The organism is Pseudomonas sp. B33.4 (assembly GCF_034555375.1).
Lineage (GTDB): Bacteria > Pseudomonadota > Gammaproteobacteria > Pseudomonadales > Pseudomonadaceae > Aquipseudomonas.
In genome coordinates this window covers 181,663-194,237 of the sequence record NZ_CP140706.1, presented here as the reverse complement: position 1 = coordinate 194,237, position 12,575 = coordinate 181,663, and the positions used below count along the sequence as shown (strand labels likewise).

Annotated in this window: 10 protein-coding genes and 1 tRNA gene; 2 read left to right on the top strand and 9 right to left on the bottom strand. The window is 61.2% G+C overall.

All coding sequences use genetic code 11. The annotated features are described in order from the left end of the window. Nucleotides 1-227: 227 nt before the first annotated feature. Nucleotides 228-304 (top strand) — tRNA-Arg (locus U6037_RS00845). 76 nt (nt 305-380) lie between these two features. Here U6037_RS00845 and U6037_RS00840 read toward each other — a convergent pair. The 5 genes from U6037_RS00840 to U6037_RS00820 all read right to left on the bottom strand — a co-directional run bounded on the left by U6037_RS00840 (nt 381) and on the right by U6037_RS00820 (nt 4,200). Further along, nucleotides 381-671, bottom strand: a complete 291-nt coding sequence (locus tag U6037_RS00840) for a hypothetical protein (RefSeq protein WP_416221696.1) — start codon at nt 669-671, stop codon at nt 381-383. Continuing rightward, a complete protein-coding gene (locus U6037_RS00835) occupies nt 668-1,264 on the bottom strand; it encodes a hypothetical protein (protein WP_322845486.1) in 597 nt (198 codons plus the stop codon). Before U6037_RS00835 ends, U6037_RS00840 begins: the two co-directional genes overlap by 4 nt. Then, complete coding sequence (locus U6037_RS00830; protein ID WP_322847267.1) at nt 1,261-1,842, bottom strand: RNA polymerase sigma factor; 582 nt, start codon at nt 1,840-1,842, stop codon at nt 1,261-1,263. Before U6037_RS00830 ends, U6037_RS00835 begins: the two co-directional genes overlap by 4 nt. A 30-nt stretch (nt 1,843-1,872) precedes the next feature. Next, nucleotides 1,873-3,552: a VWA domain-containing protein gene (locus U6037_RS00825; RefSeq protein ID WP_322845485.1), complete on the bottom strand. Its 1,680-nt coding sequence runs from the start codon at nt 3,550-3,552 to the stop codon at nt 1,873-1,875. A gap of 87 nt (nt 3,553-3,639) precedes the next feature. Further along, complete coding sequence (locus U6037_RS00820; RefSeq protein ID WP_242208786.1) at nt 3,640-4,200, bottom strand: YbhB/YbcL family Raf kinase inhibitor-like protein; 561 nt, start codon at nt 4,198-4,200, stop codon at nt 3,640-3,642. Nucleotides 4,201-4,340: 140 nt separating this feature from the next. On the opposite strand from U6037_RS00820, the gene U6037_RS00815 reads away from it, so the two are divergent. After that, nucleotides 4,341-5,864, top strand: a complete 1,524-nt coding sequence (locus U6037_RS00815) for an FAD-dependent oxidoreductase (protein ID WP_322845484.1) — start codon at nt 4,341-4,343, stop codon at nt 5,862-5,864. 96 nt (nt 5,865-5,960) lie between these two features. Here U6037_RS00815 and pgaD read toward each other — a convergent pair whose 3' ends face one another. The 4 genes from pgaD to pgaA are packed head-to-tail and all read right to left on the bottom strand — an operon-like array spanning nt 5,961 to nt 12,338. Continuing rightward, nucleotides 5,961-6,494 (bottom strand): poly-beta-1,6-N-acetyl-D-glucosamine biosynthesis protein PgaD, encoded by a 534-nt coding sequence (gene pgaD, locus U6037_RS00810; protein WP_322845483.1) that lies wholly within the window; start codon nt 6,492-6,494, stop codon nt 5,961-5,963. Continuing rightward, nucleotides 6,491-7,846 (bottom strand): poly-beta-1,6-N-acetyl-D-glucosamine synthase, encoded by a 1,356-nt coding sequence (gene pgaC, locus U6037_RS00805; RefSeq protein WP_007917696.1) that lies wholly within the window; start codon nt 7,844-7,846, stop codon nt 6,491-6,493. The genes pgaD and pgaC overlap by 4 nt, the downstream gene beginning before the upstream one ends. A 1-nt stretch (nt 7,847) precedes the next feature. Beyond that, nucleotides 7,848-9,845, bottom strand: coding sequence for a poly-beta-1,6-N-acetyl-D-glucosamine N-deacetylase PgaB (gene pgaB / locus U6037_RS00800; protein WP_322845482.1), 1,998 nt, complete (start codon nt 9,843-9,845; stop codon nt 7,848-7,850). 12 nt (nt 9,846-9,857) lie between these two features. Further along, nucleotides 9,858-12,338 carry a poly-beta-1,6 N-acetyl-D-glucosamine export porin PgaA gene (gene pgaA / locus U6037_RS00795; protein WP_322845481.1) on the bottom strand — a complete coding sequence of 827 codons (2,481 nt, stop codon included), beginning with the start codon at nt 12,336-12,338 and terminating at the stop codon, nt 9,858-9,860. Between the last annotated feature and the right edge of the window lie 237 nt (nt 12,339-12,575).

Below are 12,575 nucleotides of genomic sequence, written 5' to 3'. Positions count from 1 at the left end.
AAAAAAAGAACAAAAACGACGTGTTTGTGGATTTTTTCAGATCAACGAGCAAAAAGCTCCAGCCGCAGGCAAACCTTAGATCAGTCCCGCGAAAGCGCCAAACGAGGGTTTTGCAGGACGTTACAGCTTTAAGGAATGCAGCGATTTGCGCCGACACGCGCACTGACAATCCGCGCCGAAACCCAGCATGGACGCCCCGAGCCGACCTAGGTATGATGTCGCCCGCTGCACCAGTAGCTCAGCTGGATAGAGTACTGCCCTCCGAAGGCAGGGGTCGTGGGTTCGAATCCCGCCTGGTGCACCATTGATTTAACGAGAAAGCCCCGGACTGATAAAGGCCGGGGCTTTTTTGTGGGCGCCGAAAATGCGAGAGGCGGCTGTCACTCCGTCGTCCAGTCAAACTCATCGTAATCATCGTCGTCTTCTTCCTCAGCCTCGTCCTCAAAGACGTCCTCTTCTTCAAGCACATTCTCTTCCGGCTGATTCAGCAGAAACTCCTTACGCGTCTCGGTAATCGCTCGCCGCATCTCTTCGCCCTTGTCCGGGCAGTTGAGCAGTTGGGCGATGCGGTCAATTTTTGCTGCCACGTTGTCCTCCAGCGCATTGGCAATAGCCCGATATTGCGCGTTTTTGCGGGGCAATGCCAAATGGCTGAGGGGGCAGGCGGTCATTTTTTCTGCAACTGTTGGAGTCGGGCGTCGAGATCGGCGTTCGGGTAGCGTTTGTGCAGGTTGTTGAACAGGCTGTCGGCAGCTTGCGATTGGCCGGATTCGCGCAGGTGCAGGACTTCGCGCAGTTGTGCGTCGAGACCGTTTGCCGGGGCGGCGGTGCGTTTGCTGAGTTTGGCTGCGTCGGCGCTGATTGCTTCATTTTGCATGGGTGCGGCCATTTCCATAATCGGTGCGGGTGCGGGCATGGCGCCGGCCGGGGCGGACAATCGATGCAGCTGCGCTGATTCCGTTTCGGCCATGGGCACGGCCAGTCTTGGGGCCGGGGCGTAGTCGTACTGGCGCAGCGGTTGAGGATCTCGTTGCACCAGCGACAACATCAATGCGACGCCAACGAGGCTGGCGAACGCGACTTGCCAGCGTGGTTTGCGGCAAGCGTCCAGCCAGCGTTGCCACAGGCTTGGTTTCAGCGCAGGGGTTTGACGCTGCGCGGCGTTGAGGATGAACGCATCGAGATGCGCTGGCGGCTCAGCATTTTGCTGTTCGCGGACGTGTTTGATCAGCGGATCTTCAGGTGTCTGGCGGGCGTCAGTCATGTGAGTACCTCCTCGGCCAGCAGCCGACGCAGTTTTTGCTGGGCGTAGCGCAAGCGGCTTTTGACGGTTTCCAGCGGCGTTTCGGTGAGAGTGGCGATTTGTGCCAGATCGAGGTCGCCGTGGGCGCGCAGCAGGAACACTTCGCGCTGGTCGGCGGGCAGGGTTTGCAGGGCATTTTCCAGGCGTTGGCTGTCGCGGCTGAGGCTGAGCAGTTGTTCGGGATCGTTAGCTTCGTCACTGACGGCATGAGCTTGTTCGTCATAGCTGTCATGCAGCGGTTGTCGGGCGTCGTGTTTGCGCCAGTGGTCGATCAGGCGATTGCGCGCTATCTGGAACAGCCATGTACGAAATGTCGCCCGGCCTTGTGGCTGACTGCTGCTGCGGATCAGGCTCAGCCAGGTCTCCTGAAACACTTCGTCGGCCAGTTCCGGTTTACCGCTCAAACCGAGCAGAAACCGGTACAGGCCTTGGCGATGGCGCGCGTACAACATCTCGAACGCGGCGCCGTCGCCCTCGCGATAACGCGCCAGCAGCGATTCATCGCTGTTGGCGGCTGAGCTGTTTGCCGAGGCAAACAGCTGACTGATGAAGCCTTTCAGACGACTCACTTATTCGATCCGTCGTTCAGTAGCCAGCGCATTCGATGCGGTTGAGCTGCGCAAACTCTGCGCCAGTTCGACCAGTTGCACGAACTCGTTACGCAAGCCGAAGCGATCATCACCGCGAGCGCCACGGGCCAATGCCTCGGTGTCTTTCAGGCTGAAGTCGCCGGTGTAACGACCGTCCTTGAGTTGTTGGGAGAACGCGGCAACGGCAGCGGCAAAGCGCAGGTCTTCGCTGGCCGGCGCAACTTGATTGGCAATCGGCCGCTCGATCAGCAGACTTTTCCCACCGTCAGGACGTTGATAACGCACACGCAGCATGGCCAATTCTCCGCTTTTCCCGGAAACCACCGCTGCGTTTCGACCGTAACGCAGCGGTTCCAGCCAGCCCTTCTCGCCTGCCGGAACAATTTCGTACAGCGCAGTCACCGTGTGCCCTGCGCCGATTTCGCCGGCATCGACTTTGTCATTGCTGAAATCCTCACGCTTCAGAGCGCGGTTCTCGTAGCCAAGCAGACGATATTCGCTGACCTGTGCCGGGTTGAATTCCACCTGCAGTTTGACGTTTTTCGCCACCACGGCGAGGGTCGAACTCAACTGATCCACCAGCACTTTGCGCGCCTCGCGCAGGTTGTCGATGTAGGCGTAATTACCGTCGCCGGCATCAGCCAGTTGTTCCATCAAGTGTTCATTGTAGTTATCCACACCGAAACCCAGCGTCGTCAGCGAAATCCCGGTTTTGCGTTTATCCACAGCCATTTGTTTGAGGCTGTCGAAGTCACTGACGCCGACGTTGAAATCACCATCGGTGGCCAAGAGGATGCGGTTGATGCCTTTGGGGATGAAGGCCTGCTGCGCCATTTGGTAGGCCAGTTCGATACCCGAGGCGCCAGCGGTCGAGCCACCCGCGGTCAATTGCTCGATGGCCGTACGAATTTTCGCTTTCTCGCGTCCGGAAGTCGGCTCCAGCACTACTCTCGATTCGCCGGCATACACCACCAACGAAACGCGATCCTGATCACGCAACTGATCGACCAACAATTTCAGCGTGCTTTTGACCATCGGCAGGCCTTCGCGGCGATCCATCGAGCCGGACACATCGACCAGAAACACCAGATTGGCCGGTGCCAGTTCCGCCACCGCGCGGTCGGAGGCCTTGATGCCGATGCGCAGCAAGCGGGTGTGCGGGTTCCACGGTGAGGCCGCCAATTCAGTCGTTACGCCAAATGGCGAGTCGTCACTGGGCACCGCGTAGTCGTAGCGGAAGTAATTGACCATTTCTTCCAGCCGTACCGCGCCTTCCGGCGGCAGGCGGCCCTGATTGAGCAACCGGCGTACGTTGGCATAAGCGCCCGTGTCGACGTCAGCACTGAACGTTGAAACCGGGGTTTCGACGACGCTATGGATCGGGTTATCGGCCAACGCCTGATACTGCTCGCGCTGCGTTTCGCGATAGCCCTGTGGATAACTTTCACTCAACGGCATCGGAGCACTGCCCGCATTGGGCATCTTGTACAGCGCGCGTTTGGCCATTGAAGTGTCAGCCGTGACCGCTTCCTGCTGAACCAGCACCTCAGGCTGCGCCGGCGCTGGTACAGCAGCGGAATCGGGTGTGGACGAAGCACCGCAGCCGGCGAGCGCCAATAGCACACCAACCGCAACAGGACGCAAGAGAGGATGAGACATGGGGGCTGACCTCGGGATGAAATTGATCATTCATCCACTAAGACGGGCGGCCCCTTCAGTTCGGGTTAAACGCCACTGAAAATATCTTCAGCGGTGATAACGCCGCACTGCACTGCTGTTGCGCAGCACATGGCCTTTGATTTTCTCCATCAGTTCGGCGCGGGTCAAACCGGCCGGCAACGCGTCTGGCGCGAGATCCAGTGCGTAGATCTGGATGATGTAGTGGTGCGCACTGTCGCCCACTGGCGGGCACGGCCCCATGTAATGGGTGTTGCCTTTGCTGTTGGTGCCGCCGACGCCTTCGAACGCAGACTTGGCGCCGACGCCCGCAGCAATCTGGTGCGTGGTGGCTTTGATGCCGTAATGAATCCAGTGATCGACGCCCAGGCCTTTCTGGCCGTCAGGATCATGCATGACGATCGCGTAACTCTGGGTCGCGGCGGGGCCAGCATTCCAGCTCAGGGCCGGCGACTGGTTCTTGCCGCCGCAACCGGCCGCGTCGCTGGCCGCGGCCGAGGTGAACAGGCGATTATCGGAAACACCCGGGATGTTCAGGGTGAAACGCTCCTGGGCCTGCGCCGGAAACTGCACGCAAAGGGTGACGGCAATGGCCGCAAGCCAAGGGTTGAGAGAGGTCAATCGGGTCATTCCGGGAGCACCTTGTGCAGTTGGGCCGTGTTCGGCCTGCAAACTATAGCCGTACCGTTCGTGCCGTGGCAGTAGCAAATGGCTGAACCTCGCACTACGACGCAAACTCACAAGAGAAATGCCCCGCGAGGAAGCCGACCATGTCCCTGCACCGCGTCGCCCGTATCGCCGATGTCCCTGAAGACCGTGGCCTGCAAGTTGAAATCGGTGAATGCAAGATTGTGCTGCTGCGCGCCGGTGGGCAATTACGCGCATTTCAAGGCGAATGCCCACATGCCGGCGCGCCGCTGGCTGACGGTGCGTTGTGTCACGGACGCCTTATCTGCCCGTGGCACAAGGCTGAGTTTCGCGCGGAGGATGGCGCGTTGTGCGAGCCACCGGCGCTCGACAGCCTCAAACGTTATCCGCTGGAGCTGCGTGGTGATGAGGTCTGGGTCGATGATCAGCCGTTGACGGATCCGCATACCCCTCCGGCGGATGATTCCCGCACGTTCGTAATCGTCGGCGCGGGTGCGGCCGGTACCGCATGTGCGGCGGCGCTGCGGGAAAAAGGTTTTGGTGGCCGCATCGTGATGATTGATCGCGAGGCAGATGCCGGTTACGACCGCACGGTGCTGAGCAAATTTGTTCTCGCAGGAGAAATGCCCCCCGAGGAAACCCCTCCGCTGCGAGATGAAGCTTTTTATAAAGAGCAGCGCATCGAACGGCTGGAAAAAGAAATCACCTCTCTCGACGCCTCAAGCAAGGTTTTGCACCTGAGCGATGGCCAGACCCTGCGTTATGACGCGGCGGTGCTGGCTACCGGTGGCGAGCCGAATACGCTGAAATTGCCTGGCGCCGATCTTCCGCAGGTGTTCGTACTGCGCTCAAAAGCCCAAGCCAAACAGATCATGACAGCGGCCAGCCCCGATCAACGCGCCGTGATCATCGGTGACAGCTTCATCGCCCTCGAATGCGCCTCGGCCCTGCGCCAGCATGGCCTCGACGTCACGGTACTCGCACGTCACGCGATTCCCTTCGCCGCGCAATTCGGTGAGGCCGTGGGCAAAGCCATTCGCGCTTTGCACGAGGAAAACGGCGTGAAATTCATCACCGAGCACGAAGCCACAGAGATCATCGGGGAGGGCAAGGTCGAAGCGGTGCTGCTGGACAATGGTCTGCGCCTTTCAGCCGACTTGGTACTGGCGGGGATCGGCGTGCATCCGGCGACCGAAGCATTCGCCTCACTGCCTCGGGAAGAGGATCAGTCGCTGCGTGTCGATGACGGCATGCGCGTGCGCGAAAGCCTGTGGGCCATCGGCGACATTGCCACGTTCCCGCTGCATGGTCAGCCGCAACGCATCGAACATTGGCGCCTGGCCCAGCAGCACGCGCGAGTCGCGGCTACCAACATGCTGGGTGGCGAGGAGCATTATCTGGACGTGCCGTTCTTCTGGACCTGGCACTTCGGCAAGAATTACGACTACCTCGGCCACGCCGAACATTGGGATGAAGTGGAGTTTCTCGGCGAGCCTGAACATCCGCCATTTATTGGTCTGTTCGGCAGAAACGGCATTCTGGTCGCTGCAGTCGCCTGCGAAAAAGAACGCGCCATGGCGCTGCTGGCCGAGCGCATGAAGCAACCGCTGGCAATGGAAGAGGCCTGGACACTGATCCGCGATTGAAAAAAACCGTGCAGGAGCTGCCGAAGGCTGCGATCTGTTGATCTTTAAAGTCAAAAGATCGCAGCCTTCGGCAGCTCCTACACGGGTTTTCGTGCTTCAGGTAAGCCGGTTTACCGGCTCGCGATTGTCGTCATCTTCGGCATGCAGAAAGATCACCCGTGGATGCTCCAGCGGTGCCAGCGGCGGCGGCAACTCCTGCTGCTGAACCGGCCAGAAATGCGTCACCACATGGCTGATGTCGCCTTCCTGATCGTTGTGAATGGTCATCACCCCGGGCGTGCGCAGTTTCTGAAAGCGCTCATCGCAGAGTTTGAAGCTCTGGCTCAACCCTTCATCGTCGATCACCGGCGACGGCAGCCGGCGCTGGGCGAAACTGCGGCTTTTGCGCTGCTGGTAACGCGCCCAACCGATCAGAATCACCGCGTTGACCAACGCCACCCACAGATAAATCTGCAGGGTGCCCAACGCTTCAAACGCCGAGTTGTCGATACGCGGCCCGCCCGCATGGGTTTCGACCAACGGCCATAGTCCACGGATCAGCAAGAACAGCAGCCCCACCCACGCCACCACGGTAAGCACCACATCGACCACGACCAGAAAGGGCCGCTGGCGGGTCCGGATGATTTTCATTTGATGACCTCCTCTTCGTCGTCGCCAATCGGTTTGATACCCCGGTCGGGACTGACCCAACGCGCACGTTTCTGATGTTGGCCGAACAAGACTTTCGGGAAGCTGACCAGCGTGGTCAGCAAACTGACAAACCAGAAGGCAATCGGGTACCAGACCACCCAGAACATCGTCTTGCCCAACCCCGGCTCGTAGCGGCGGTCGATGATGATGCTGACGGCGAACTGCACCAGACAGACAAACGCCAGCAGCAACCCGGTAAATGCCGGCGGCATCAGGTGATCCACCGCGATCGCCTCCGGCATGACCACAAATTTGCCGACGCCCCAGAAAATCACCGACAGCAGGAAGGTAAACGCCCAACCGGTCGACAGGCAGTATTCGAACAGCAGTGGCCACAGGTAACGATGGCGGTACTGCCAGATGCCACGGATGTTCTTGAACAGCACTTCGGCGCCGCCCTGAGCCCAGCGCAACCGCTGTTTCCACAGACCGCCGAGGGTTTCCGGCATGAGGATCCAGCACAGCGCGCGCGGCTCGTAGAAGATGCTCCAGTGATCCAGTTGCAGTTTCCAGCTGATGTCGATGTCTTCGGTGATCATGTCCGGGCTCCAGTAACCGACCCGGTTCAGCGCGCTACGGCGGAACGCGACGATCACTCCGGAGACGGTGAAGATCCGTCCGAACACCCGTTGCGTACGTTTGATCAGACCGATGATCGAGGAGAACTCACCGACCTGAACCCGCCCGACCAGCGTCGAACGCGTGCGAATCCGTGGGTTGCCGGTCACCGCGCCAAGACGTGCGTTATCCAGCATCGGTGCGACCAGATAGGCCGCCGTGTTCGGTGCCAACAGCGCATCACCGTCGATGCACACCAGATATTCGCTGCGCGCAGCGATCGCGCCCATGCGCAGAGCGACGGCCTTGCCCTGGTTTTCCGCCAGATGCAGCACGCGCAGACGTGGATCTTCCTTGGCCAGCGCATCGAGCACTTCGGCGGTGTTGTCCTTGGAGCCGTCGTTGATCGCAATGACTTCGATGTTCGGATAATGCTGGGCCAGCGCCGCGTGGATGGTGTCGGCGGCGTTGTCGCCTTCGTTGTAGCAAGGGATCAGGATCGAGATCAGCGGCTCGCCTTCCAGTGGCGGCGGCAGGGTGTCGTCCTGCCACGGCCAGTGGCGCTCCCAGTGCAGCCAGAAATACAGGCCACCGGCAATCCACAACCCGGACATGAACAGCGGGTAGAAGAACACGAAGTCCATCAGGAACTGCCCGGTGACCAGGAAGATCAGGCCCAGCGGCACGCCGAGGACGAGCGCCAGAACAAGCAGGGCTAACAGTCTATCCAGCATGTTATGGATTCCATTTGTTGGAGAGCGCAGGCCTTACGGTTTTCAGGTCCGGCAGGTTGTCGAGGAAGTTGTCCGGGTAGTAACCGAAACTGGTCGCGCCCTGACGCTTGAGACGGCCCATCCAGTCCGCCAGATGCGCGCCGTCGATGTCAGCCTGATCCTTCTTGGTCCAGTCGCGCGCCTGCAATTCGAACACCGTGCGATCCAGTGCGCCGGGGCGTTTTTTGACCGTGGCCACCAGCGCTTCCAGCCACGGGCCGGACTCTGCCTGGGTCTGTTTTTCCATCAGCGGCATGGCCATCGGCGCGGTCCAGTCGTAGGTCGCGAGGAAATCGTCAAGGTTCTGTGCGTACCATTCTTCGCTGTGTGGATTGAGCATCGGCTCGGCGAAGATGTTGCGCGCGGTCTGCACCTGCGGGCCACGGATGGCGCGGACTTTGGCGGTCAGCTCGTTGGTGAAGTCGATGAGGTATTTGCTCTTGAAGCGGGTCCAGCGCTGCATCGCGGCCGGATCGTCGCGCAGGGCGGCAATCGAACCCGGCAAGCCATGGGCAGCGTAGGCTTTCAAGGCTTCAGGGCTGGCGTCTTCAAAGTCCGAAAGCACCGCATCATCGTGATAAAGAATGCCGTCGACCGAGGTCAGGCGCGCCACGTCTTCGTAGATTTCACCGATGATTCGCCGCACCTCGGGATCGAACGGCGACAGACGTTTGTACTGGTCCGGATCGACGGCTGTGGTGCCGGTTTTCGGGTCCCAGCGGGTGACGCGCGGCAGCTTCGAATCAAGGCCGAAACTGAGCACCGGCATCCAGGCAAAAACTTTCACGTGGGCACGAGTGCGCAACTGCCAGGCAACCCGGTCGAAGATGTCGGCTCGTACCGGCAAATGCCGATTGGGGAAGTACAGCGAGTGCACCAGACCATCGCCCTTGGGATCAGCGAAGGCTTGCAGGAACACTGTGTTGGCGCCCATGTCCGCCATGCGCTGCACCAGTTTGCCGAGGTTGATGTCTTGTTGCGCCGGGTCCGGGTCGTAGACGTTGTCCAGATCGACATGCACCACGCGCATGGGCAGATCCGACTGCACGCCGACGACGCTGTTGGCGAAGTGCTCGCCGTCAGGGTCGGAGGCGACGAGGAAACGCGGGCTGCTCATCAGGTTGTCGAGGGCGTCGAGACCGTCGTCCAGGGTCAGGGCCATTTCATAGCCCTGCTCGCCGACCACGGTCAGCGATGTGCCGTCCGCCGCGCCATACGGCCAGACCCAGACGCGGGGTTTCTTGCCGGTGACCTTGCGGATTTTTTCCGAGATGTTGTTCACGTCGGTGCGGATCCGTGCCTGGAATTCGGCCTCGGATTCATAGCGCCTGGTCAGCGGATCGTAGCGCCGGGTCGCGGCAGCAGGCTGCAGGTTGCCCTGCGGGTTGGCCAGAATGCCTTTGTGGTTGGCGTCGGTGTGCGCGGCGATTTCCACCAGACCGGATTGCGAGATTTCGCGCACCTGATCCCAGGTCAGGAAATCCGAACGTGCGCGCGGGGCACCGGCGAAGTCCACCGGTTGATTGAGCGGCGTATCGATCCAGCTGCCGACCGGCGCCAGCAGCGCGTGCCAGCTATAGGCGCGCAGTACCGGCAGCACACGGGTGTAGAAGCTCGAATAACCGTCGTCGAAACTGAGCAAAATCGCTTTCGCCGGCAACTCCGGGCCGCCCTTGCGCGCGGCCATGATCTGGTCGACCGTCACCGGTTTGTAGCCGTTTTCGCGCAACCAGGCGAGCTGCTCGATCATGCGCTCGGTGCGCACCGCCACCACCGCCTGATCGGGGTCACGGTCTTCGACATCGTGATAGGCGATGCCGAGCACGTGGTTTTTCGGCCACGGTTTTTCGCTGGCCGCCAGCGGACGCTCGGACGGCGGCGCGAATGCCGGAGCTTGCTGGGCGCAGGCGCTGACCAGCAGCGCTCCCAGCAGAAGGATGAAACGCGAAATCAAAGGCATCTTCAAACTCTTCTAGAAGCGGAAAGTGAGGTCGACGAGCAGACGCAGATCGGTCTCCCGATCCCCGTCGTAGGGCCGGTTGATCACACTGAGCAAACCGCCCACCTCGAACACGTCGTTCCAGGCATAACGCTGGCCGTAACCGAGCAACGCCATGCCACCGGTGCCGTGATCACGCTGGCTGTACGTCCCCGCGCCGGCCTGGAACTGCTGGCTCCACGAAGTTTCGTAGCGGTGGTAGAGCACGTGATTGACGTTGACCAGCGGCATCACGCTGAAGTCGGATTTGGGGTTGAAGTACGGCACGTCATCGGATTTGGAGTTGTGGCTGGTGCCGACTTCCAGTCCCGCATCGACCTGCACGTTCGGTGCGCTGTAGACGCCCTCGCGGCCGGTGAGCAAAGCTTCGACGCGGTTGTTGCCGTCGCTGAAATGCGACGGGCTCACCGACAGCCGCCACTCGCGGCTTTCGTTGGCGCGCCAGCGGATGAAACCGCTGCCGCCATTGGCCTTGATGTCGCTGTTGAGCGCGCGCAATGGCGTTTCAGCCGAGAGGTATTCGAGGCTGCCGCCGTACTGCCAGTTGTCGTTGATGTCGCGGGCGATCGCCAGACGCGCGCCTTGTTTGTCGCCGAAACCGTAATCGTGATTGGACACTTCCGCTTCGAGGGTCATGTCGCGGGTGCGCCGCTCCAGGCCAACGCGCTGGAAGCGGTGGTGACCGGTGCCTTCGGCGAAGTCGCCGGTGGCATACCCGGCCCCGGCGAACACCCGCCAGTCTTCATCGATCGGCGGGCTGTACAGGGTGGTCTGGATGCCGAAATCGCGGCTGCCGCTGACGGCTCCGGCATCGCCACTGCCGCCACCGTTGGCCTTGCCGCCGTAGGCTTCGACGCGCAGCTCGGACATGTCATGCACTTCGCGTTCGCGGGCCAGACGCTGCACCTGGCGGTTATCCGGATAACGTGCGACGACGTCGTCGGTCAGCGCATCCATTTGCCGCCATTCCTGCAGTTCCATGGCTGTGTGGGCCTGGCCAATTTCCAGGCCCATATCGCGCGGGACCATGCTCTCGGTTTCCTTGAGCTGGTTTTCCGCGCGGCGCGGCCATTGCCGGGCCAGGTACAGATCAGCCTGAGCCAGACGCAGACCAATGTTGCCGGGGGCCTGATCGACCAGATTCTGCAAGCGTTCCTCGCCGTGCGGCAGGTCGGAACCGTAGGTGCCGGCCTGCGCCGCGAGTTGCTGGGCGTCCATCCATTCATCGTTGGGGTTGCCGATGGGCAGCCCTTTGAGTTCGACACGCGGACGCTGAGACTTGGCGGCGTCCTCGGCGACTTTGCGTGCCTCATCAGCGCGGTCGCTTTCCAGCAACGCGTAGTACAGCGCAGTGGTGTCTTCGAGGCGATCACCGACATCGGCGTCCGGCGCCGCAAGCACTTGGCGATACAGGTCGGTGGCGATTTCCGGTTCACGCTGATCCAGATAAGACGCCGCCACCCAGCGCAGGGCGTAGGTCGGAATCTTCACGCCCTCGGCTTGCAGCTTCTGGTATTCGGTGATGACGTCGGCGGTACGCGCCCGGGCCTTGAGTGCGCCCATGCGGTCGATGCGCCAGCGAACCACATCGTCGTGTGCTGTGGCGTCCGGCGTCCAGGTGGCGAGCAGTTTGTCGTAGTCAGCCAACGCGCGATCGGCGATGACGTAGCGCTCTTTTTCACTGCGCGTGGCGAGTTCGGCCAGGCGTACGCGCTCGGCGGCGAGATCGCCTTCGAGGCGACGCAGGGTCACCGGATCGATCAGGCCCGGGCGTTGATTGGCCAGGCGCAACGCCGGTTCCGGCAGACGCGCCTTTTGCAGGGCAACCACGTATTCGCGAGCGACTTCCGGTTTAGTGCCGGCGCGTTTGAAGGCCTGATCGTATTCGAACAGGGCATCGTAAGGTTTGTTGTCGCGGGTCAGGGCGTAGCCCAAGGCGAGACGGCGCGACGGATCATCAGGTTTGGCCGCCACCAGCGCTTTGGCGCGGGTCACCGCTTCGTCGGGTTTGCCAGCATCCGCCTGAGTCAGGGCCAGGCCCAGTTGCAGATCGGCGTTATCCGGCTCCAGCGCCAAAGCCTTGTTGTAGACCTGAGTCGCTTGATCCCAACGCTTGAGGTTGCGGTAGGCGCGCGCAGTGGCGGTCAGCGCCTGCACCGGCAGCACGCGGTCGCGGCCTTGGGTTTCGTAGACCTGCACCACTTCAGTGTCGAGTCCAGCCCAACTGGCAATTTGCAGGTGATCGCTGATCTGCCCGGTGGTCGACTGGCCGGGTGGCACCTGACGCAAAAGCGTCAGCGCGGGCGTGGTTTGCCCGGCACGGGCGTCGCGCACCATCTGATCGTAGGGTGTGTCGGCAAACGCTAGCGCCGGCCAGAGCAATTGGCTGCACAGCGCGACTCGAAACAAAGGGCGTAAACCACGATGTAATACGGGAACATCAATACGCGGCATTCGTCAGCATCCTTACATGGCCAGCCGGGTCGCAATGCCCTCCTTGCCCATTCGTAACGGTGGCCGCCGATGCACATCCAACGGCCAAGCTTAGTCAGGCAGTCTTGCACGCAAGCGTAGACCAGATTCCACAACGCAATAATTGTTCAGAATCGCAGTGACGGCTCAGCCGGCACGCCGAAAACCCGAACGCCAGACAGCAAAACGCCCGGCGTCCGTTCAACACAGAGGCCGGGC

Excerpts from the sequence above, each read along its gene's own strand:
- U6037_RS00840 (WP_416221696.1), bottom strand. The coding sequence starts at position 671 with ATGACCGCCTGCCCCCTCAGCCATTTGGCATTGCCCCGCAAAAACGCG.
- U6037_RS00835 (WP_322845486.1), bottom strand. The coding sequence starts at position 1,264 with ATGACTGACGCCCGCCAGACACCTGAAGATCCGCTGATCAAACACGTC.
- U6037_RS00825 (WP_322845485.1), bottom strand. The coding sequence starts at position 3,552 with ATGTCTCATCCTCTCTTGCGTCCTGTTGCGGTTGGTGTGCTATTGGCG.
- U6037_RS00820 (WP_242208786.1), bottom strand. The coding sequence starts at position 4,200 with ATGACCCGATTGACCTCTCTCAACCCTTGGCTTGCGGCCATTGCCGTC.
- U6037_RS00815 (WP_322845484.1), top strand. The coding sequence starts at position 4,341 with ATGTCCCTGCACCGCGTCGCCCGTATCGCCGATGTCCCTGAAGACCGT.
- pgaD (WP_322845483.1), bottom strand. The coding sequence starts at position 6,494 with ATGAAAATCATCCGGACCCGCCAGCGGCCCTTTCTGGTCGTGGTCGAT.
- pgaC (WP_007917696.1), bottom strand. The coding sequence starts at position 7,846 with ATGCTGGATAGACTGTTAGCCCTGCTTGTTCTGGCGCTCGTCCTCGGC.
- pgaB (WP_322845482.1), bottom strand. The coding sequence starts at position 9,845 with ATGCCTTTGATTTCGCGTTTCATCCTTCTGCTGGGAGCGCTGCTGGTC.
- pgaA (WP_322845481.1), bottom strand. The coding sequence starts at position 12,338 with ATGCCGCGTATTGATGTTCCCGTATTACATCGTGGTTTACGCCCTTTG.